The following is a 20,056-nucleotide window of genomic DNA, read 5'->3' as shown; positions in this document are numbered from 1 at the left end:
ATTTTTTAAAGGGGGTCTATAATCTTCTGTGGTCGCAGGCCGCTATAATAATAGGAAGATTAAAGACATGGATGCATTGGTTAACAAGGTAAAGGGAGGAATATTATGAGGAAATTAGGACCGATCGCAATTGCGCTCGGCGGGCTGCTCGCTTCCGCGAGCTATGCACAGGCCCAGTCCGATCCGGCGCCCGCGGCGGATGCCAATGCGGAAACCGCCGACATCGTCGTCACCGCCCAGCGCCGGTCGGAACGGTTGCAGGATACGCCGATCGCGGTGACTGCGGTAACGGCCGACACCGTACAGAAGCTTGGCCTGTCCAAGATCTCCGATATCGCGTCAGTGACGCCAGGCGCGAATTTCACCGTCAGCGCCGGCTTCTTCTCGCCCAATATTCGCGGGCTTGGCGTGGCGTTTACGGCGGCAGGCCTGGAAAGCCCGGTCGCGATCTATGAAGATGGCGCCTATCTGACGAACACCATCACCGCGAACGAATTCCTCGATAATTTCGATATCGGCAGCATCCAGGTTCTGCGCGGTCCGCAGGGCACGCTCTATGGCCGCAATGCGTCGGCCGGCGTGATCATCATCAACAGCGCCGATCCTACGGACAAGTTGGAAGGCCGTGTGCGCGGCGAGGTCGGCAACCTCGATCGTCAGCAGCTGAACGCCATGATCAACCTGCCGCTTGGCGAGGATCTCGCGCTGCGCGTTTCGGGCGGATACAAGCATAATGGCGGCTTCATTCGCAACCTGACCACCAACAGCAAAAATGGTTGGGAAAAGAATTACAGCGCAAGGGCGAAACTGCGCTGGACTCCCGGCGCTGCCGACATCGTGCTTGGCGGTGAATATTATGACCTGCGCAATACCGTGACGCGCACGGGCACCTTGGGGCGCAACGACGAAACGTGCCTGGGCTGCGTTATCGCACCCGGCGTGGTCAGCCCCACGCTCGGATTCTATGAACAACAAAATGAATCCTATGCGCCGCCTGCGCACACGAAATTTTACGGCGCCACCCTCAAGATGACGTTCGATCTCGACAGCTTCCTGCTGACGAGCACGACGACATACCGCCGTCAGAAGACTCTGCACAATGGCGGCGATACCGATATGACTCCGCTGCCGCTGTTCGAATATGTCGGTGCGGATGTCGGCGGCAAGACCTTCTCGCAGGACTTCGTGGTCGCCTCGCAGCTTGGCGGCCGGTTCGAATATCTGTTCGGTCTGAGCTATCTGCGCGACAAGCGTCATTTCAGGGCAGCTTTCATAACCAGCCCCACCCAGGACGATTCCACCACGGATGGTTTCTTGAACAGCGGCGACACAAGTTCCTATGCGGCCTTCCTGGAAGGCTATTATAACCTTACCGACCAGGTGAAGGTGACCTTGGGCGGTCGCTACACCTATGACGAGCGCGGCATGAGGGGGTCGGCATATGGCTTCCCCTGGGGTGTGGATCTGCGGGCGACCCAGCGGGCGTTCACGCCGCGCTTCGTGCTGGCGTGGGACAATGGGCCGACCAATGTTTACTACAGCTTCACGCGCGGCTTCAAGGCGGGCGGCTTCCCGGATTCGCAACTCTCGCCGCCTGCAGTCGTGCGTCCTGAAAAGATCGCCAGCCATGAGATCGGCATCAAGCAATCGATGCTGGACAACCGGCTTCGCCTGAACGCAGCGGCGTTCTATTTCAAGAACAAGGGTCTGCAAGCGCAGACGATCCGCGACGTCACCCAGGGCGGCAGCGTCACCTCAAGCGCGAACCTGGAAAACTATGGCATCGAGGTCGAGGCACAGATCATTCCGATGGATGGTCTGAACTTCGGGCTTACCGGCGCCTGGCAACATCCGCGGTACAAGCCGTTTGATGGCGTCATCGGGCTTGCATGCTTTGTTCCGGGTGCGGGACTGGTCAACTGTGACCCCCTGGTGACCAACCTGACCGGTACGCCACCGCCGCAGGCTCCCACATGGGCAGGATCGTTCAGCGCCAACTACGACTTCGCTGTTGGATCATGGACCGCGTCGCTTTCAAGTCTCGCCACGTACCGTTCGGGTATCAATTACCAGCCCGGCGCCGGCGGTAACCTGAGGTACGACCGGGACGGCGGACTGTTCCTCGCCAACGCATCGGGTTATGTCAGCCCTCCCGGCATGAACCTGCGCGTCGGCTTCTTCGTGAACAATCTGTTCGACAACAAATATGTGACGCGCCGGCAAACGCTGGTGCCGTTCGGCACATCCTATAATGCAGGATTGCCGCGCACATACGGCCTGCGCATGGAATATGCGTTCTAAAGCATCGTGCGGAAAAGTGGGAACCGGTTTTCCGACAAAAGCGATGTGAAAAGAAAAGCTTAGAGCGCGCGAATTGCGTTGGATCAAACGCAGCGCGCTCTAAGGGCCGCATCTTGGCCATGTAATCGGCCCCTCAAACCCTGTGGATATCTCTCTTTTGATATCCACAGGGGAAGGGGACAAACCGATGCCTCGATCCCGGCAGACGAGCGGATCGCCCGCCGGAATGGCACGGACATAGGTCCGACGTGGAAGAAGACGTCACGGCAAATCATCGACTTGTAAGGATTTTGCGCCGGCCCCTTCAGCGTTTCGAGCGCGCAACCGCCGGTTTCGGTTGAGATTTGTCTGGGGACGATATCGACAAGCGGCCCGGATGGATGCCCTGTCCAACCCTGATCACCAGCGGGATGTCAGTTTTTTTCGCCAAATGATTCCGGCTCGCCTGGTTATCCTGACATCTTGAACTGCGTATCGGCCCTGGGCGCCGACTGATGTTCGCATCAAACAGGCTGTTCCAGCGGCGTGCAGTACCAATCGCGGCGCATCTGGTCGATCAGTTGCGCTCCCTGGGCGCTCTCGCTCTACGCCGCCTTGACCTTGCGCGGGGCAACAGACTGCAAGCCTGTCGTCAGCATGGTCTGGAAGGTGAGTTCGACAGCCGTCGCAAGCGCGAGAAAGCCGCTGCCTGACTGTGCGCTTGCCTGCAAACCAAGGCCGTGCATGCATATAAGCAGCATTTCGACGCGAGTGTCGATTTCTTCTTCGGTATTTCCTTCGAGTACAGGTTCTATGACCTTGCGAATGGTCTCTCGAAACCGGTTCGCTGACAAAATGGACATTTCTCTGACTCTGGGATTGCGCCCGGCCTCGGCTTGAATCTCCAGCCAGAGGGCGGTGCGATCGTCCTTGAGAATTGAAGGAAGCTTGGCGACAAACGACTGCACCAGGGATTGAACGGTTCGTTTCTCCGACTGGTCGATTTCAGCTATGAGCACCGAGAACTCATCCATGTGGTGCTCTATAAGCGCCGTCATGATCGCTTCTTTATTCTCGAAATATTTGTAGATGTGGCCCGCGCTCATTGCCGCCGTGGCCGCGATGCGACTGATGCTTGCGGCGTGGAAGCCGTCATCACGAACGCAAACTCGGGCGGCGTCGATGATCTGAGTTCGCCGCCGCTTGGTGCGTTCTTCGCGCCGCGATATCGCTATTGCCGTCTTGGTCATCCAACTCCCTCGTGTCGCCTTCGGCGACCGCCCTCACCCCTGCCAAATTCCATGTCTATCGAGGCGAGTCCAGAAAAAAGCGAACATACTTTCTTCCTGCACCACATGCCGATGTGAGGCGAACTGGCTGATTTATGTGCCGATCAGGCTGGGTCTGAAGCATTGGCAAGCGAGGATGATGGCGAATGGATCGGTTCGAACGGCAGTGAATATGTGGGAAGGCGCCGGCAGGTGGTGGTGCAATCCACCTGCCGGCCCGGATTTCAGATCATTCCGCCCATGCCAAGCGCGCCAAGCATGTCGTTTTGGATCGCGCCAACAGCCTGATTGAGCCGTTCCACGCCAAGATCCATGCCTTCGGGCATGACGACGGTCCGCAGCGGACGCCGTTCGGTGGCTTCCACCAGACCCGCGATCGCATCGGCCACCAACTGGGGGCGGGGCGGGTTGGTCGGATCGTAGCCCTGATTTGCGGGGTCTTTGATCTGGCCGGGGATTGCCGCGACCGGTCCATAGGATGCCAGCACAGCCTCGTCGGACGGCTCCGGGCTGGACGGGAGCAGATTGCTGGGAAATGGTCCCGGCTCGACGATCACCGAATCGACGCCGAAGCTCGACAGTTCGTAACGATAGGATTCGGCCAGCGCCTCGAGCGCGAACTTGCTCGCGGAATAGACACCGAAGAAGGGAAAGATGAGCCGGCCCATCAGCGATGTGACATGGACGAGCAAGCCGCTGCCAGCAGCGCGCATGTGCGGCAGCACGGCGCGATCGGCGCGGACGGCGCCGAAGAAATTGACCGCGAACTGCCGTTCGACATCGGCGATCGTGTAGGCTTCGGTGACGCCAACGAACATGGTTCCCGCGTTGTTGATCAACGCGTCGATCTTTCCGTGCTGCTTGATCACCTGGTCGATCGCGGCGTTCACCGACGCTTCGTCGGTAACATCCATTTCGAGTATCTGGAGCGCCTTGCCTTCTGCCTTTGCCGCTTCGATCAGCTCGTCTCGGACGGGACCATTCCTCCCGTCGACATCGCGCATGGTTGCAATCACGCTGTGCCCCCGTCGCGCCAGCTCCAACACCGTCAGCTTGCCAAATCCGCTGCTAGCGCCGGTTACGACAACTACTTTTCCGTTCATTCCAGGTCCTTTCCGTTTTCAGGCTCTGGATTGTGGTAGACAGACCTGTCTATAGTTGCAAGTGAGAAATAGACAGGCCAGTCTGTCTGCCGAGCGATTTGGGCTGGATCGGAGATGGGTATGAGCGACGTGGCGATGACATTTGACGATTTGGACGATCAACCGCTTAGCGCGCTCGCCCCGAAAGAGCGCATTTTGAAGACGGCGTCGGCCCTGTTCGGCCGCTTGAGTATCCACACGGTCGGCATCGACCGGATCATCGCCGAAAGCGGCGTCGCCAAGATGACATTCTACAAACATTTCCCCTCGAAGGCCAATCTGATCGCGACCTATCTGCGGCAGAAGAATGACATGTGGCTTGAGATGCTGTCGGCCGCGACCGACGCACCATCGTTATCGCCGCCCGAGCGTGTCCTTGCGGTTTTCGACGTGCTGGGTGGCTCCTTCGGAACCCCGTCCTTCCGTGGCTGCCCGTTCGTCAAAGGCATGGCCGAATTCGGGCCGGACGCGAACTCGCCCGAGATACAGTCGATAATATCGTCCTATTTCGACAGTTTACACAATCTTGTCGCGTCGCTTGTCGGGCCGTTGGGACTGATCGACCCTGAAAAGACGGTCGTCCAGATCCTGTCGCTTGTCCAGGGATCGATCGTGATGGCTCAAGCAACGTCCAACCCCGCGATAGCCGCGGCGAATCGCGAAGCCGCCGGGCTGTTGCTTGAGGTCGGCCGCAAGGCGTCCCTTCACCCTTGAAAGCGATCCGACGCCCGATGACGGCTGGGGCGCCACGGTCACCCAATCGACGATGCTCCCCCGGTCCGCCCAGCGAAGCATCGCGACCTGTGCCAAGATCAGTAGCCCGAATTTGCGCCGTGCGCCGACCATCCGTCCTTGAGCATGTCGCGCAGTACGGTCCGTATCCGCTGGTCGGCGGTCGTAATGCCACTTGCCCAGGCTATCGCCAAAGCACCAAGATAGATGTCGCGTCCCTGCAAGGTTGAACGCGCAAAGCCGTCATTCTGCGCGGCTTGCAGGAAGGTTTCCGTGGTCGCGATGACGTCAAGGCAGGTCGGGGTCAAAGCCGATTCGACCTTGCATGCAGCCCGCAGCGGCTCGGGAAGCCCGTGATAGGCCAGCATCCAGTCGCCCAGCGCGTCGATCCACCGCTCCAGGGCCTGTCCGCTATTGCGTTCCTCCGCCTCGATCATCGTGCGCTGTTCGTCCAGGGTTGCGTGATGGAGATCGAGTAGCGCGGCCAGCAGCGCATCCTTGTTCGGGAAATGCCGGTACAGGGTGCCCGCACCCACCCCTGCCTTTTTGGCTATCGCATCCATCGACACCTCGACGCCCTCGTTCAGGAAAGCCTGTCGCGCCGCATCGAGAATATATGCCCGATTACGCTGGGCGTCTCTGCGCGGCTCGCGGACGGTCGGCGTGTGAGGCATGGCGTTCATTTGACCCTTGAATAACGGAGATGCTCTCCGTATTTGGCGTCTTAAGTGGAGATAGTCTCCATATAGGATGTAATCGTGCCGTCCGACAAGGGCGCACCATCGGCCAGCGAAACGAAGACAAGATGACCAGACAGATGATGATCGGCATGCATTTCGGCAACGGCTACGGTTCGCAACCGGGCGCATGGCGGATGCCCGGCGTTTCGCCGACAGCCTATAGCAGCGTGGATGCGATGGTGCGTCATGCCCAGGCTGCCGAACGGGGCAAGTTCCAGTTCCTGTTCGTGCCGGACTTCCCCGCTTTGATGGGCGATGTCGAAGCCGAGGCGCCGATGATCACCATCGATCCGATGATGGTGCTCGCCGCGGTCGCGCGCGAAACGGAACGGATCGGCATGGTCGCCACCGGTTCCACCACGTTCAACGAGCCGTATAATCTGGCCCGCCAGTTCAAGGCGCTCGATATCATGAGCCATGGTCGCGCCGGATGGAACGCGGTGCCGACCAGCGATCCGGCCGGGGCGGCCAATTATGGCCGCGACGTCCCGCCCCGCCCGGACAGATATGAGCGGCTGCACGAATTCGTCCAGATCGTGCAGGCCTTGTGGGGCAGTTGGGGACAGGATGCGTGGATCCATGATCAGGCGTCCGGGCGCTTTGCGGATTCGGCGAAGATCCAGCCCATCCATTTGCGGGGCCGCCATGTCGGCTCGCGCGGCCCCCTGCCGCTTCCGCCATCGCCGCAGGGCCAGCCGGTGATTTTCCAGGCGGGCGGCGGCGGCAACGGGCTGGAGGTGGCCGGGCGCTACGCCAGTGGCGTTATCGGCGCGACCTACACAATCGACGACGCCCGCGCACAGCGCATGGCGCTCCGCGACGCCGCCAGGCGCGCTGGCCGCGATCCCGACGAGATAAAATTCTTCCCCGGCCTGATGACCACGATCACGGCCGACCGCCGGTCAGGTCTGGATCGCAGGATCGCGCTGAACGGGCGTCTGTTCCCGCAACGTGTCGCCTATCTCGGCCAGATGCTCGGCCTGCGTCTCGACCCGGCGCAACTCGATCAGCCTCTGTCTCCGGCGCAACTGGCGGCGGCGCGACCCTCGCCGGGTGATCCGCGCTCGGCGCACGCGCTGGCGATCGCGCGCCAGGGCTGGTCGCTGAGCGACGTGCTGGCCCATGGCGTGATTGACTATCATCCCGTGATCGCGGGGCCGGCCGTCGAGGCCGCCGATCACATGCAGGAGTGGTTCGAAGCCGGCGCGGCCGATGGCTTCTGGATATCTCCCGATGTATATGACGACGGGATCGACGCCTTTGTCGATGGCGTGGTGCCGATCCTTCAGGATCGCGGGCTATTTCACCGGGAATATGCGGGGGTCACCCTGCGCGAGCATCTCGGCGCGCCCGCACAATATGGTATGGATCAGCGCCTTGCAGGCTGAAGAATCAAGGGCGGCAAGTCCCGGCTCCACGGGCCCGGCGCGAACCACGACGTCAATTTTCAAGCGAAGAGGATAAGATCATGAAGATAGCAATTCTGGGCACCGGCAATATCGGAAAGACGCTCGTCCGCGAACTGGCAAAAGCCGGTCATGAGATTAAAGTCGCGAACTCGCGCGGCCCCGATACGATCGACAAGGAGATGCTGGCATCCGGCGCTCGCGCGGCCACGGCCGAGGACGCGGTGAAAGGCGTGGATGTCATCATCCTGTCGATCCCGTTCGAACGCCTGTCGACGGTCCGGCATCTTCTCGCGAACGTCCCCGAGGACACGGTGGTGATCGACACCGCCAACTATTACCCGGCGCGGGACGGCAAAATCGATTCCATCGAAGCGGGCCAGGTGGAAAGCCTGTGGGTGGTCGAGCAGTTGGGCCGGCCGGTCGCCAAAGCGTGGAACGCGATAGGCGCACGGTCCTTTCGTGAATATGGCAAGGCGCCGGGCAGTCCCGACCGCATCGCCATTCCGGTCGCCGCCGATCGGGCGGTCGATCGAGAGGTGGCGATGCGCCTGGTCGACGAAACCGGCTTCGACCCGGTCGACGCGGGATCGATCGCCGACTCCTGGCGTCAGCAGCCCGGATCGCCGGTCTATTGCACCGATCTCGACAAAGAGGAACTGGCGGCAGCCTTGCCCACGGCCGAGAAAGCGCGCCTTCCCATCCGTCGCGAACTGGTGGCCGCAGTCGCGCAGGATCGCTTTGGCGATGGGAAGAGCAATCCCGATACCGACCTTCTCGTCACTCTGAACCGCCTCATCTTCATGTAGGCGTCCTCGCGGCGGGTCGGGCGGAAGAGCCTTCTTCGGCTATGATCGCGACATTGATCATGCGTTGGGGATCGCGGGCACGCCCGACACTCACATCGGATCGGCGTTCGAATATGACGATTTTCGGATTAATCGACGCAGAATCCGTATTGGACGCGATCATTCACCAGCGGCATCAACAGCAGCGGGCAAAGTCGCTTGCGCTCCTGTGGGGGTTGCCGCCCGACCGGGCGGGCAAGCCCGGCGGGCGCAAGAACGACAGCAGGCAGGCTGGTGACAAAGGAGTGGATGATGCGAAGGCCCGGCCCGGCGGCCGTTGCGATGCGTACAGTGCTCGCGTCCGCATGCCTTTCCCCGATAACACCGCGAGAGGTAAAATAGTGATGAGTTTGGAAACCAGGGACGTCGATGTTCAGGGAACCGTGGCGCCCGGCTATGAGGGCGTCCGCGAAGCGTTCAAGGATAATCTGGCATCGGGGCGGGATGTCGGGGCGGGGTTCGCCGTCTATCGAAACGGCGCTGCGGTGGTGGATCTGTGGGGGGGGACCCACTTCGACGATCGGTCCGTCAGGATAACGGATCGTACCCTGTTCGGCGTCAATTCAACGACCAAGGGCGTGGCAGCCATCTGCATCGCAATGCTGGTCGACCGGGGCCGGCTGGATTATGAAACTCCCGTCTGCGCCTATTGGCCGGAATTCGCGGCGAACGGCAAGGCGGCGATCACGGTCGGCGAAATGATGTCGCACCAGGCTGGCCTGGTGGGCGCGCGCGAGCCGGTGACGCTGGAAGATTTTATCGCCCATGATCGCGTTGCCGCCATGCTCGCCGCGCAGGAACCATTCTTTGGTCCGGGACTGTGGGGCTATCATGCGCTGACCATCGGCACCCTGGCCGATGAACTTGTCCGCCGGATCGACGGCCAGACCATCGCTCGCTTTTACGTCGAAGAAATCGCCTCGAAAATCGATGTCGATATTTTCCTGGGACTGCCGATCGAGGAAGATGATCGCTACGCTGCGATGTTCGGACCGGATGAGGCCGCCGGCGGCGAGTTGGAAGCGCCCAATCCTCAAGCCATGGCGGCCGCGCTCGCCAATCCGATGATCGCCTGGGACTTTCCCAACCAGCGTTACTGGCGCGCGGCGGGGCATTCGGCCGCGGCCGGGACCGCGAGCGCCAGCGCCCTGGCGAAGCTCTATGCAAATCTGGTCAGCGACGGCGGGCAGGACGAACCAAGGCTGCTCGGCAGGACGGTGCTCGATCAGGCGATCCGCGAGCGCGTTGCCGGCATCGATCAGGCCATGGGCGTCCCCGGCCGCTATGCCGCCGGTTTCCGCCTCAATGATGGCGGCATAGGGCCGAATCCGGCCTCTTTCGGCCATCCGGGCTTTGGCGGCAGCGTTGCGTTTGCCGATCCGGCGCGAAGGATCGGCGTCGCTTATGTGACCAATACCATGCGGAATCCCGATGAACGATGGATCGATCCACGGGTCGCCGCCTTGCTTGATGCGCTATATGCAGCCGAGGCGGCTTGCTGACAGTCATGCGGTCGCGATTTCGCGGCTGCGCGCCGGGCGCGATCCTGCCCCGCCCGCGTCGGCAAGAGGACGGCATCTTTTGCAATGCCGTCCTCTTGCCGGCGTCAATCCTGCAGCGTCGGGCTATAGGCCCAGCCTTCGCGCGGGCCGCAGACATTGTTGACCAGTCCGACGCCCCTGATTCCGTTCAGCGTCAATTCGGCAAGGCGATCCTGGATATCGAAGTGCCAGCGGTCGTCATCGCCGGTCCGGCTGTTGCGAAGGTCGGCCAGCGTCGAATTCCTGTTGAAGTCCCAGCTTTCGCCTTCGACCAGCAGCGGCCCACGGTCCAGGCCGTGGCGATCGTCATAGCCCTGGCCGGCATTGTAGAAGGGCTGGTGAATGCCCTTGGCCTCCAGCTTCCAGATCTTGCCGTGCTCGTCGGTGAACTCCCACTCCGCCCGGCTCCACAGGCGGGTGCTGCCCGGAGCGGTCGTGTCCTCGTCGAAATGGAAGCGATGCCGGGCTTTGACCAGGCGAGTGACACGGCCATCATCGTGCATGATTCCGCCGTCTTCCAGAATGTAATTATTGCCTTCCACCGGCACGTGGAAAAACGTGAAGTTCAGGCTGAAATCGTCGAAATGCCCCATGATCCAGAAATAGGCTTCGACATGGCGCATCAATCCCTTGCCGCGAACGCCCCAGGTACGGTCACGCACGCCGACATAACGATCCAGCGCGATCTTCTCGCCGTCGATCGTGATGGCGCCGTCAAAATGGGCCATCTGGGTAAAATGGGTCATCGGATGGCTGGGCACGTCCAGCTTGTTGTACAGGAAGGGCGCCGCGCGGGCAGTCACGTCGATCGACCCCGTAATGCCATGCGGATTTGGACCCAGAGAGAAGCGGTGCCGCTTCATCGGCTCGATCGTTTCAATCGTCAGCGGTCCCACGACGCTGTTGTTGCGGTCGGTCCCGCCTCCATCATGCGTGATATGCCGGGAAGCGCGGAAATTATGCTGCACCCCGTCGCGGATGACGCAAAAGGAACCATCGATCACGCCATGGCCGCTGACGTTGGGATAGGTGCCCAGGCCCGCGGCAATATATGTCCTGCCATCCTGGCCGTGACATCCGAACCAGGTGCGGTCCATGAAATTTTCATTCTTGTCCGCGACCGTGTCCAGCGTATCTCCGGTCTGGTGGATGAAATAATCATCCCATGCTGTAAGCGCCATTACATTGACTTTCTAAGGGTAAAACCATGGGTTCCGCCTGCTCGGGCGGTGGCCCTTATCACAGCGCCCTGGCCTGCTCGGCCTTTTCGATGGCCTGGGCCATGCGCGAAGCGGGCGTCTGGACGAAGGAGCCCAACACCAGCAATTCGGGATGAACGCCGGAAAGGGTATAGAAGCGAAATTCGGATTCCAGCATGACGACGTACATCCCGAAGTAGCGGAACACGTTGCAATATTCCCGCTGGAACGCCGTCACCGGCTTGCCGCCTGCCTCTATATAATATTGCATGAAGGTTGCGGCGTCGTCCGCATCGGGGAAGGACGCGAGCAGCCCGGCCAGATCTTCGGCCCGGTCGCCCAGATGCGACATTTCCCAATCGAGAATGCCGGTAATCCTGTCATCCTGGATCATGATGTTGTGAAGCGCATAATCGCCATGGACGAGAACCGGCGCTTCGGCATTCTGGGGCAGGTTGGCGCGCAGCCATTGCATGGTCGCCTCGATCGAGGGCGAATTTTCAAGGCCGGTCGATCGCCACAGCCTGATCCAGCGCTCAAGATAGTCGCCGACCGCGTCGGTGGTCGAAGCCCCGATCAGGGCCGTGTCGAGGTGACTTTTGCCAAGGTCGGGATCAGTCGCGTCGAGCGGCATGGAATGGATTTTCGCGAGCTGGACCGCCAGGGCGCGAAGTTGCGAAGATCTCAGGCGCTCGGCATGAACGACCGTTCCGAAATTCTTCCCCTCCAACTTGCGGGTCACCAGGAACTGCGTGCCATATCGTTCGACATCGCCTTCGTGCCAGATCGGTTCGGCAACGAGGATATCATGGGCATGGAGGTAGCGCAGAAGATGATATTCGCCGCCCAGGTCGCGCCCTTCGATACCTAGCTGCAAGCCCGTCCCGGCGCGCGAAACCAGGTCCCAGATCCTGCCCTGGCCATCTTCCAGCTTGAACAGCGTCGTTTCATTCGCAAAGCCGCCGATCAGGCTGTTGAAATCGACGACCCGCGCGCCGGCAAGGTCGGGCACCCGCTTGCGGGCCGAGCTTTCCAGCATTTCCTTTACATCCCGCGTCTGCGGCGGCGTGCTGTGCGGTTCGGGAAGTTTCAGAAGGTCGCATTCCCATTGGAACAGCGATGTCATGACAGGTTGCAATGCGCCGGTCGGATCGGCGGGATAACCCGACCTTGCAACCAGCGATGCCAGCAGGGTCTTGAGCGTATCGAGCAGGTCGCGGGCCGATGCCTGGTCCCCGTTCTTTTCCAGGGTGGTCGGCAATCCGTCCAAATGCGCGATCAGGGGCTTGGAGGCTTCGTCCTGGCCAACCAGCGCGGCCAGCCGACCCGCCAACAGATAGCCCTGGCCATAGATATGCTGCGCCCGATCTTCCTCGTCGCGACGGGACAATTCGCTCGCGACGGTCATCGCCGCCATATGGTCCATGTCCGACGCCGGGACGTCATAGCGTCTCGATATCCGGTTGATCGATTCTGCCATCGCCTCAAGGAGGCGGCGCCTTTCCAGATTCATGACCCTGCTTTCAGGTAATGCCGCCCGGCCTTTGCCGTGCCGCCATCCTCAATGTTGACGGGTTAGTCCGCCTTCGCCGTCCAGATATTCGTCTTGAGCAGTTTCGTCAAGCGACACATTGCTCAAATAATGAAATAGTCTATATAAGGTGCAAAAAACCGCAATAGAGCGTATCATATATTGCTTGTTTTTGCATAATTCGCGCATTTGCTATGCAGGGTGCAGCCGGCGCGTTATCCAGGTGGCGGCCAAGGAGAGAAAATGACCGGCAAGGGCTTGAAAAATCTGGTGCTGACGGAAGTGGACCGAGCCATTCTGGACGCGCTCGCCGCCGACCCGTTGGTCAGCGCTCGCGCGGTCGCCGAAACATTGGGCGCGCCGCTGGCGCAGGTGACTGGCCGCATGCGCGCGCTCGATCGGCGGCGGGTGTCGCATGTGCTGGCTGTGCTCGATCTCACGGCGGCCGGAGAGCAGGTGTGCTTCGTGTCGCTGGAAGTGCGAGGCCGTCCGCTTGAAGCCGTCGCCGCGGATATCCGGCCTATCGCCGAAGTCATGCTGATCAGCCAGCTGGTGGCCGGCCAGTGGGACCTGTTGCTGATGATCCGCTTCGGCACGGTCAGGGCGCTCCACGACCTGATGGCAAACCGCATCGGCATGGTAGCGGGCGTCTATCGCTTCACGGTGTCCGTCGTTCTCGACATTCCTTCCTTTCAGCCCCGCTATGTCCGCTTCGATTCCCTGCCTGAACCCAAGGCTGATTTTGCAGAGACGATGAGCGAGATCGGCCGGATATTCGCCGGACAGGTCGACGAGCTGGATTGTCAGATCATCACGGAGTTGCTGGGCAATGCCCGGCAATCGATCAACATGATCGCGCGCAAATATCAGATCAACGCAAGCACCATCCGCTACCGCGTGCGCAGTCTGGAAAGTCGGGGGCTTATTCGGTTCATCACCGTTCTCGATCCGCAGGCGCTGGGCATCCGGGCGTTCGCGTTCGTCGAAATAGAACCAAGAGCAAACTGCCTGGCCGATGTGTTGAGCTGTCTGCGGGGAAAGCCCTGGCTTCCCCAAATCTTCGTGACGACCGGACCTGCTCCGATAAAGAGCATCATGTTCGGCGAGGACATGGATGCGATAAAGCGGATCAAGAATGAGGAACTGGCCCGGGTCGACGGGATCATCGACGTCACGATCTCGGCCCTGGCCGGCGCGTACAAAAACGACACGAGGTGGGGCAACAAATATACCTGATCCCGGCTGAAATTAGCGCGACGCGCGCTCACCCTTGATGACCTTCAGGCAGGGCGCCTCTGTCCCGGTCGGGAACGGCTCCTGTCGCACCATGCCTTCCGGCACATGCATGAGGCGGACCGGATCGGCGCCGGTTTCGGTCGTGTCGTGGCTCAAGCTCGCCGACGGCGCCTTGAAGGGCAAGCGGGTGGAAATGCCCGACGTCCCTTCATCCACGCCCGCCGCGTCGCCATATTCCTGAAGGCTTTTGGCCTTGCGATCGATCTGGCGCGGCATCTCGCCGTCATCGACGCGCAGGCAACGCCTTGAAGATGGACCAGCAGCAGCGCGGCGAACGTATGCGTCACGGTCTGGCTGGTGTGCTTGACCGCATTACCGGGCGCTATGCAAAACTCCGCGCGGAGAATGAGCGTGAAGCGTGGGCCGCGCTCCAGCGCGACCGCGAACAGCGCCAGCGACTTGTCGAGGCCCAGCTTGCCGAGCGCCGCCAGTTACAGCAACGCATACGCCGTGTAGATATTAGAGCGTTTTTCGATCATTCTGGTTCGTAGCCACATGATCTGAAGTAGTTGGCGCATTCCTGAGGCTGGAAGATATCTACGAGTTTGCCGATCAAGCTCCACAGGCCGCTGACCGTTCGCTTGCCCGCTTTACGGAGCATGGCCTTGAGGCGGGAGAACGCTTTCTCGATCGGGTTGAAGTCGGGGCTGTAGGGCGGGAGAAAGCGCAGGGTTGCGCCTGCGGCCTCGATGAGCACCTGCACCGATGTGGACTTGTAACGGTTTTGTGCCGGTCACCTATCTCATTAAGCCACCTTGCTTCGAACGCGAGGGGGCTGATGCCGCCGAGATATGAATGGCGGCGACGGGTGTTGTAGAAGCCATTGATGTACTGGAAGATGGCAGCTTCCGCCTGACGGCGCGTTGGCCAGCTCTGCCGCCAGATGAGTTCCGCCTTCAGGGATTTGAAGAACGTCTCGACAGAGGCATTGTCGTAACAATTACCCTTGCCGCTCATCGATGGATGCAGGCCATAGGCCTGCAGCTTTTTCTGATAGTCGTTAGAGTCCGTTTGGAAAATCAGGGGTGAGCGTTCCGGCGTAGGAGGTTTCCGCCCATGGCGACGAGGATCATGGCGTGCGAGACGTCGATCCGCTTCTCATAGTCGCGGACGAGGCGGCGCCAGCGGATCATCCAACCGAAGGTCCGTTCGACGACCCAGCGGCGCGGCAAGACCTTGAAGCCTTTTTGGGTATCGCAGCGGCGGACTACCTCGACGACGAAGTCGAGATAGCTGGCCTTTTCCATGAGTTTTAGGCGGTCGTAGGCGCCATCGGCGAAGAGATGCTTCACCCATGGCCAGCGCTTGCGGATGCCGTCGAGGATCGTTTGCGCACCGGCGCTGTCGGAGATGTCGGCGGACGTGAGGTTCACCATAAGCAACCGGCCGTCGGTATCGACCGCGATATGTCGCTTGCGTCCGACGATCTTCTTTGCGGCGTCGAAGCCGCGCTCGTCGGCCGATGGCGCCTTGACCGACTGGCTGTCGATGACCGCCGCGCTCGGGCTCTGCTCTCGACCCTGCTGCTCGCGGTCCAGCATCAACTCGATGTCGTGGATCGTCTGGAACAGGAAGCGGCGAGACAGTTCGCGGAACCAGCCGTAGGCCGTCTGCCAGGCGCCGAAGTGGATGGGCAGCATCCGCCAGCCGCAACCCGAGCGCACGAGGTAACGCACCGCGTTGATCACCTCCCGGAGATCCACCTCGCGGGGGCGGCCGCGCCGCCCAGGTCGGGGCATCAGCGGTGCGATCCGCCCCCACTCTTCATCGGTCAAATCGCTCGGGTAACGCTTCGTCTTGCGCTCGATCTTCGATATCCGGCCACGGCTCGCTTCAGTCCACATCCGCGCCCTGAATCAGACTTCATGCCGCAAGGAAATCCTTCAATCCGATTTTCCAAACAGCCTCTGAGTGCTGTTACGTCAGAGGGCGCAAATTATATGCTATCGGCCTATTCCAAAGGAAGTTTCACGCAACATGCGGTGAAACTCCAGCGATAGCGGATCAAAATCCCATACCGGGCACAACTGTTGGTGCAGACGCAGGAGGCGTTACGGCTTGTGCCGTCGCTACTGACTGACTTGAAGCTGCTGCTTCAAAGTTTTCTGCCAAACCAGTTGAGCGGGCTGGCGCTCTGCCAAGTTGGGCTTGTCGCGCATCTTCCATGTCTCGCTTCAATGTCGGATCGGCTTCGGCCTGTTTCATAGTGGCCTTCTGTTCATCCGTCCGCTGTGACGGCGGGATAGCCGCGATCTCAGCGATGTCCGCGACACGTTCATACCGGGCTTCGGCTTCCTGTTTAGTCATGCCTCGTTTTTCAAACACATCCATAATGCGGCGGCGCAGATCATCGTCATTACGCAAGCGGTCTGCCAATTTCGCCCATTCGGCCCCTGTCATGGTTACGCTGCTTACGGTCGATGACGTCCGCGACCATTCTTGTCGCTCACGTTCAAGGCGTTGCTCTACTTCCTGAACGAGGGATGCGACATAAAGGCGGTTCTCCTCGTCCTTGTCGCGTTCCTGTATCGTTTTGCCATCGAAAGCTCTGCTCATGTCAGCCGCGACGAACCCGGCTTCCTGCGCAGAAATCTTGGCCTGCTCGGCACGAGATTCAAGTTCGATCTTGCGATAGTCGGGCAAACCGGGCGGTAGCGCCACCGCACCGAAAACCAGAGAAGGCGCGATTGCTGACGCAATCGTATCGACTTGCCGCTTGGTGTCGTTGATATTGTCTCGCTGCAAGTCGATAGAGGTCTGTCGCCTTCGTTGCCCTCATCCATGCCCATATTATCGGAGATTATGGTTAATTCCGAGTAAAAATGGCAGATTTCCGCCATCCGTGATACGGGTCGTCTAATGTTCGGGCGCGATGTGATCGTAGCCTGTGTGTCCAATGGCTGGCCATATCGAATGCTGATAGGCTACAAAAAGATACCCATTGTGTATCTTTCGTGGTATGATGGGTCAAAGGATTCAAAAATGCCAACACCACAAACCGCAGATAATCATATCAAAGCTGTTAATTTGAAGATGCGTGAGGATACTCGCGCCCTGATCGATCGGGCCGCGCAGATGCAAGGCCGTTCCCGCACGGACTTTATGATAGAAGCGTCGCGCCGAGCCGCCGAAGACGCTATTCTCGATCAGACTGTGATTTCCGTGGACGCGGAAACTTATGAGCGCTTCCTCGCTGTGCTCGATGCTCCGCCACAGTCAAACGAAAAGCTGCGCCAGACGATGCGGGCGACGCCGCTCTGGGAGAAAAAGTGACGGTTTTTGCTCCAGCGCCGTTAGCCGATCTTCATTTGCTAGACGATTTTGATTCCGGGATACCCTTACTCGATGACTGGCTCAAGCGCCGTGCCCGAACGAACCAGAGTAGCGGCGCAAGTCGTACTTTCGTGGTTGCGACGGAAGAGCAGCAAGTCGTCGGTTACTATGCGCTCGCGTCCAGTTCGATAGCCAGCGCTGAAGCCAGCGGGCGCTTTCGTCGCAACATGCCCGATCCCGTCCCTGTTGTAACCCTGGCCCGCCTTGCCATCGACCGCAGTTATCAAAAAATGGGTTTGGGACGCGATCTCGTGCAAGATGCAGGCAAACGTGTCATCGCTGCCGCCGATCTCGTCGGCATACGTGGCATGATCGTTCATGCCATTAGTGAAGACGCGAAGAATTTTTATCTCGCGCGGGGATTTCTGCAATCACCGTCGCATGACATGACGCTGATGATATCGTTAAGCGATCTGCGGAAGAATCTGTGACGCCACGGGCTAACTTCGATGAGAAGCTGGAGCGGATCACTGAATGCGCCCGCGCCTTCACGCCTTACGAAGTCGAACGCAGTCTTTTCCACGCATACATCGCCTCCATCACCTTTGATGAGCTTTGCAGGGCGATATGCCTCACGATGAAGGAAGCAACACCTTTGCGCATGGCGCTGCGCGGGAGGCTTCTACGACTGCTGCGGACTTCCAGCGGCGAACATGCGCAGCGGGCTTCCCTTCTCGTTGAGGAAGTGCAGGCCCTCCCAAGAGATGACCGTATATTGCAAACCCGCGTCGATGCGCTTCTCTCTGCGATTTTCGAATGGTTCCCGCTCCCTACGCGACATGAAGTGCTGGAACGCTGGGCGGACAAAGGTTCAAGGGGCGCGGCGGCGAGATGGCTCAAAGCGATCAGCAGTGATGAGAGTTTGTTTGATCCTGTCGCTATCGCTGCATATTGGCGGCAATCCGGAGACCCGCGAGCCGCAAAAACGCTGGCCTATAAAGCGGATGCGGCAATCCTTGATGAGGTGCTGCCGGAATTCGCGGTACGGATTGAGGAGGGCTGGATCATCAGCAAAGCCGCCTTGCGATCAACGAACATTCCCGATGACGTGTGGTCGGTCATTCGGGCGCGCCATCCGGCGAGTTACGCCTATTTGTGCGCAATGGCCGGTCGAACTATATCAGATGATGAGGCCATTCAGCTCGTCGGCGATGCTCCAGCGGGGATCATGGATGATGGCCGGGGACTGGTCATCTGGTCGCTTGGTCAGATGGGGATGATGTCGGCGCTTGATCGCGTACGCGCCAATCAAACCGATTATGATGCTCAGCGGGTAGCGGCGATCCTTCGCGAATCTTCGGCATCCTCATAGCTGGACGTGGTCAGTCGCGGGCCGCGAAAGCTTCGGGTTTGTAAAATCTCTCCAATCGCCTTCGCATAGATTGTCGGGCAGATATTTCAGCATCCGGAAATGAGTGACAAGCTCGCTAAAATCCTTCGCAACAGGTGCCAGGGCATTGATGCCCATGAGCGTGATTTCAAACGTGGTCATCTGCGAACGCAGGAGATTGGCATAGTAACGTTTGTCAGCCTCAGGGATAATTGGGTCGGTTTTTATACGGTAAAGGATCGTGTAAATGATCCTGAAATAGGGAGCGAGGGTCGCTTCGTATGTACTGTGAATACGCCGCATATAGGTGTTGATCATATCTTCAATGGTCGGATTATTGGCCCGGCCTAATTTAATCAGCCAGTGTACAAATTCCTGGTTCGCATGGCTGATCGCATCAATTCCTTTCCTTTTAATACCGGTGGTGATCGGAACTAAGCTAGATGTACCCTTCTTTTCTTTCCTCGAGGCGACATAGTCCTTCGAATGCTGAAACAACACCTCCTCACGCAAACCGCGCATCACCCGCAGCAACTCGAAAAATGTTGCTTCAAAACGTTGGCGGTGCAGATCGTTCGCCTGGTCCTTAATCGATCGCGCTTGCAAGAGGAGGGTGGCAAGGACCGTTATGAATCCAATGGTCGATATCAGTGCGTTGAACGCGCCGAATGAATCACCCCATGTTCCTGCCTTTTCGACCTGCTCCTTGGTGGCCTCGCCAATAAAAAAGTTTGCGATCGCGTAGCTGTAGTCGCCCCAGTATCCCCAAAACATAAGCAGCATGATCAGGCCAAACACTATAACCGATGGCTTGATATTCATGCTTGATCCCCGCTCTATTAACATCGTTAGACCCCAGGCCGCCGGTCATATCAAGCGTGGTCAACCGCCCCCTCGATCTCTGCTGTCGCAAAGGCCCGCAAATAGTCCGCAGCGGCCTGTGCCTTTGCGGCGGCGGTGAAGATTGCGCGGCTGTCGCTTTTGAGCACCTTGAGCCATGTCGCGATATAGGGTGGGTGATCGTCGCGCGGTTCGCAGCCAATGCCCAGTTGCCCGCCGACGAACGCCGCGCCCAACTCGGCGACAAGCTCTTCCGTGGCGTAGCTTTCGGACCCGAAACGGCCAGTCAGATCGCGGTCAAGGCGGGACTTTGCGCCGCTCCAATGCGTCAGTTCATGCGCTAGAACCGAGTAGTAGCCCTTCGCCTCCTTGAAGCGGGCAAACGGCACCATTTGGACGGTATCGCGAGTGGGGATGTAGCAAGCCGTAGGCAATGGCGTGGTAGGCCAGTGAAAGCGTAATGTATGAAAGGGCTCCATCCGCAGCGGAGGGGATGCGTCCAGAAAGGAATTGCGCTCGGAAATATAGCGCAATTATTCCTGGCACGGG

20 protein-coding genes and 2 pseudogenes are annotated in these 20,056 nt (G+C 59.6%); 10 read left to right on the top strand and 12 right to left on the bottom strand.

From position 1 onward, the window contains the following. Positions 1-105: 105 nt before the first annotated feature. Complete coding sequence (locus WG908_RS02615; protein WP_340185014.1) at positions 106-2,301, top strand: TonB-dependent receptor; 2,196 nt, start codon at positions 106-108, stop codon at positions 2,299-2,301. Positions 2,302-2,885: 584 nt separating this feature from the next. Here the strand turns inward: WG908_RS02615 and WG908_RS02610 are convergent. After that, entirely contained in the window at positions 2,886-3,530 is a 645-nt protein-coding gene (locus WG908_RS02610) for a TetR/AcrR family transcriptional regulator (protein WP_340185013.1), read from the bottom strand. Between the two features lie 263 nt (positions 3,531-3,793). After that, complete coding sequence (locus WG908_RS02605; RefSeq protein WP_340185012.1) at positions 3,794-4,672, bottom strand: SDR family oxidoreductase; 879 nt, start codon at positions 4,670-4,672, stop codon at positions 3,794-3,796. Positions 4,673-4,786: 114 nt separating this feature from the next. Here WG908_RS02605 and WG908_RS02600 point away from each other — a divergent pair, with 114 nt between their 5' ends. Next, a complete protein-coding gene (locus tag WG908_RS02600; protein ID WP_340185011.1) occupies positions 4,787-5,425 on the top strand; it encodes a TetR/AcrR family transcriptional regulator in 639 nt (212 codons plus the stop codon). 98 nt (positions 5,426-5,523) lie between these two features. Here the strand turns inward: WG908_RS02600 and WG908_RS02595 are convergent, their stop codons facing one another. Then, positions 5,524-6,126: a TetR/AcrR family transcriptional regulator gene (locus tag WG908_RS02595; RefSeq protein WP_340185010.1), complete on the bottom strand. Its 603-nt coding sequence runs from the start codon at positions 6,124-6,126 to the stop codon at positions 5,524-5,526. 122 nt (positions 6,127-6,248) lie between these two features. On the opposite strand from WG908_RS02595, the gene WG908_RS02590 reads away from it, so the two are divergent. The 3 genes from WG908_RS02590 (at position 6,249) to WG908_RS02580 (ending at position 9,939) form a co-directional block, all read left to right on the top strand. After that, the gene (locus tag WG908_RS02590; protein ID WP_340185009.1) at positions 6,249-7,571 is read left to right on the top strand and encodes an NtaA/DmoA family FMN-dependent monooxygenase; all 1,323 of its coding nucleotides are present in this window, start codon (positions 6,249-6,251) and stop codon (positions 7,569-7,571) included. After that, positions 7,484-8,398, top strand: coding sequence for an NADPH-dependent F420 reductase (locus WG908_RS02585; protein WP_340185378.1), 915 nt, complete (start codon positions 7,484-7,486; stop codon positions 8,396-8,398). Before WG908_RS02590 ends, WG908_RS02585 begins: the two co-directional genes overlap by 88 nt. 383 nt (positions 8,399-8,781) lie before the next feature. Then, positions 8,782-9,939 carry a serine hydrolase domain-containing protein gene (locus tag WG908_RS02580; RefSeq protein ID WP_340185008.1) on the top strand — a complete coding sequence of 386 codons (1,158 nt, stop codon included), beginning with the start codon at positions 8,782-8,784 and terminating at the stop codon, positions 9,937-9,939. A gap of 104 nt (positions 9,940-10,043) precedes the next feature. Here the strand turns inward: WG908_RS02580 and WG908_RS02575 are convergent, their stop codons facing one another. Then, on the bottom strand, positions 10,044-11,159 hold the full coding sequence (locus WG908_RS02575; RefSeq protein WP_340185007.1) for an Rv3169 family protein: 1,116 nt from the start codon (positions 11,157-11,159) through the stop codon (positions 10,044-10,046). Between the two features lie 58 nt (positions 11,160-11,217). Then, positions 11,218-12,690: a phosphotransferase family protein gene (locus WG908_RS02570; protein WP_340185006.1), complete on the bottom strand. Its 1,473-nt coding sequence runs from the start codon at positions 12,688-12,690 to the stop codon at positions 11,218-11,220. A 261-nt stretch (positions 12,691-12,951) separates the two neighbouring features. Between WG908_RS02570 and WG908_RS02565 the strand changes: the two genes are divergently transcribed. Beyond that, positions 12,952-13,944 carry an Lrp/AsnC family transcriptional regulator gene (locus WG908_RS02565; RefSeq protein WP_340185005.1) on the top strand — a complete coding sequence of 331 codons (993 nt, stop codon included), beginning with the start codon at positions 12,952-12,954 and terminating at the stop codon, positions 13,942-13,944. A gap of 12 nt (positions 13,945-13,956) precedes the next feature. Here WG908_RS02565 and WG908_RS02560 read toward each other — a convergent pair whose 3' ends face one another. After that, on the bottom strand, positions 13,957-14,220 hold the full coding sequence (locus WG908_RS02560; RefSeq protein WP_340185004.1) for a hypothetical protein: 264 nt from the start codon (positions 14,218-14,220) through the stop codon (positions 13,957-13,959). A gap of 29 nt (positions 14,221-14,249) precedes the next feature. Here WG908_RS02560 and WG908_RS02555 point away from each other — a divergent pair, with 29 nt between their 5' ends. Next, positions 14,250-14,495: a hypothetical protein gene (locus tag WG908_RS02555; RefSeq protein WP_340185003.1), complete on the top strand. Its 246-nt coding sequence runs from the start codon at positions 14,250-14,252 to the stop codon at positions 14,493-14,495. On the opposite strand, the pseudogene WG908_RS02550 reads toward WG908_RS02555, so the two are convergent. From WG908_RS02550 to WG908_RS02535, 4 genes and pseudogenes are all read right to left on the bottom strand, one after another. Beyond that, a pseudogene (locus WG908_RS02550) lies at positions 14,480-14,722 on the bottom strand (transposase); the annotation flags it as partial. The gene WG908_RS02555 and the pseudogene WG908_RS02550 overlap by 16 nt on opposite strands. A gap of 35 nt (positions 14,723-14,757) precedes the next feature. Further along, positions 14,758-15,009 (bottom strand): annotated as a pseudogene (locus WG908_RS02545) (IS3 family transposase); the annotation flags it as partial. Positions 15,010-15,023: 14 nt separating this feature from the next. Continuing rightward, positions 15,024-15,848 (bottom strand): IS5 family transposase, encoded by an 825-nt coding sequence (locus WG908_RS02540; RefSeq protein WP_340185002.1) that lies wholly within the window; start codon positions 15,846-15,848, stop codon positions 15,024-15,026. A gap of 160 nt (positions 15,849-16,008) precedes the next feature. Further along, positions 16,009-16,749 (bottom strand): hypothetical protein, encoded by a 741-nt coding sequence (locus tag WG908_RS02535; RefSeq protein WP_340185001.1) that lies wholly within the window; start codon positions 16,747-16,749, stop codon positions 16,009-16,011. 168 nt (positions 16,750-16,917) lie between these two features. On the opposite strand from WG908_RS02535, the gene WG908_RS02530 reads away from it, so the two are divergent. Genes WG908_RS02530 through WG908_RS02520 form a run of 3 tightly spaced genes read left to right on the top strand, consistent with a single transcriptional unit; the run spans position 16,918 to position 18,649 of the window. Beyond that, positions 16,918-17,277, top strand: a complete 360-nt coding sequence (locus WG908_RS02530) for a type II toxin-antitoxin system TacA family antitoxin (protein WP_340185000.1) — start codon at positions 16,918-16,920, stop codon at positions 17,275-17,277. Further along, the gene (locus WG908_RS02525; protein WP_340184999.1) at positions 17,274-17,768 is read left to right on the top strand and encodes a GNAT family N-acetyltransferase; all 495 of its coding nucleotides are present in this window, start codon (positions 17,274-17,276) and stop codon (positions 17,766-17,768) included. The genes WG908_RS02530 and WG908_RS02525 overlap by 4 nt, the downstream gene beginning before the upstream one ends. Further along, a complete protein-coding gene (locus tag WG908_RS02520; protein WP_340184998.1) occupies positions 17,765-18,649 on the top strand; it encodes a hypothetical protein in 885 nt (294 codons plus the stop codon). Before WG908_RS02525 ends, WG908_RS02520 begins: the two co-directional genes overlap by 4 nt. On the opposite strand, the gene WG908_RS02515 is transcribed toward WG908_RS02520, so the two are convergent. Together WG908_RS02515 and WG908_RS02510 are read right to left on the bottom strand one after the other, a co-directional pair. Beyond that, positions 18,644-19,489 (bottom strand): putative phage abortive infection protein, encoded by an 846-nt coding sequence (locus WG908_RS02515; RefSeq protein WP_340184997.1) that lies wholly within the window; start codon positions 19,487-19,489, stop codon positions 18,644-18,646. The genes WG908_RS02520 and WG908_RS02515 overlap by 6 nt on opposite strands. Positions 19,490-19,539: 50 nt before the next feature. Beyond that, complete coding sequence (locus WG908_RS02510; protein WP_340185377.1) at positions 19,540-19,986, bottom strand: zincin-like metallopeptidase domain-containing protein; 447 nt, start codon at positions 19,984-19,986, stop codon at positions 19,540-19,542. Between the last annotated feature and the right edge of the window lie 70 nt (positions 19,987-20,056).

It is taken from the genome of Sphingobium anseongense (assembly GCF_037725245.1).
In the GTDB taxonomy this organism is placed as follows: Bacteria; Pseudomonadota; Alphaproteobacteria; order Sphingomonadales; family Sphingomonadaceae; genus Sphingobium.
The sequence above is the reverse complement of the archived record's forward strand: the minus strand, read 5'-3'. Positions and strand labels throughout refer to the sequence as shown.

Bases quoted from the DNA above. Each gene is read 5' to 3' on its own strand.
- WG908_RS02615 (WP_340185014.1), top strand. From the start codon at position 106: ATGAGGAAATTAGGACCGATCGCAATTGCGCTCGGCGGGCTGCTCGCT.
- WG908_RS02610 (WP_340185013.1), bottom strand. From the start codon at position 3,530: ATGACCAAGACGGCAATAGCGATATCGCGGCGCGAAGAACGCACCAAG.
- WG908_RS02605 (WP_340185012.1), bottom strand. From the start codon at position 4,672: ATGAACGGAAAAGTAGTTGTCGTAACCGGCGCTAGCAGCGGATTTGGC.
- WG908_RS02600 (WP_340185011.1), top strand. From the start codon at position 4,787: ATGGGTATGAGCGACGTGGCGATGACATTTGACGATTTGGACGATCAA.
- WG908_RS02595 (WP_340185010.1), bottom strand. From the start codon at position 6,126: ATGAACGCCATGCCTCACACGCCGACCGTCCGCGAGCCGCGCAGAGAC.
- WG908_RS02590 (WP_340185009.1), top strand. From the start codon at position 6,249: ATGACCAGACAGATGATGATCGGCATGCATTTCGGCAACGGCTACGGT.
- WG908_RS02580 (WP_340185008.1), top strand. From the start codon at position 8,782: ATGAGTTTGGAAACCAGGGACGTCGATGTTCAGGGAACCGTGGCGCCC.
- WG908_RS02575 (WP_340185007.1), bottom strand. From the start codon at position 11,159: ATGGCGCTTACAGCATGGGATGATTATTTCATCCACCAGACCGGAGAT.
- WG908_RS02570 (WP_340185006.1), bottom strand. From the start codon at position 12,690: ATGAATCTGGAAAGGCGCCGCCTCCTTGAGGCGATGGCAGAATCGATC.
- WG908_RS02565 (WP_340185005.1), top strand. From the start codon at position 12,952: ATGACCGGCAAGGGCTTGAAAAATCTGGTGCTGACGGAAGTGGACCGA.
- WG908_RS02560 (WP_340185004.1), bottom strand. From the start codon at position 14,220: ATGCCGCGCCAGATCGATCGCAAGGCCAAAAGCCTTCAGGAATATGGC.
- WG908_RS02540 (WP_340185002.1), bottom strand. From the start codon at position 15,848: ATGTGGACTGAAGCGAGCCGTGGCCGGATATCGAAGATCGAGCGCAAG.
- WG908_RS02530 (WP_340185000.1), top strand. From the start codon at position 16,918: ATGCTGATAGGCTACAAAAAGATACCCATTGTGTATCTTTCGTGGTAT.
- WG908_RS02515 (WP_340184997.1), bottom strand. From the start codon at position 19,489: ATGAATATCAAGCCATCGGTTATAGTGTTTGGCCTGATCATGCTGCTT.
- WG908_RS02510 (WP_340185377.1), bottom strand. From the start codon at position 19,986: ATGGAGCCCTTTCATACATTACGCTTTCACTGGCCTACCACGCCATTG.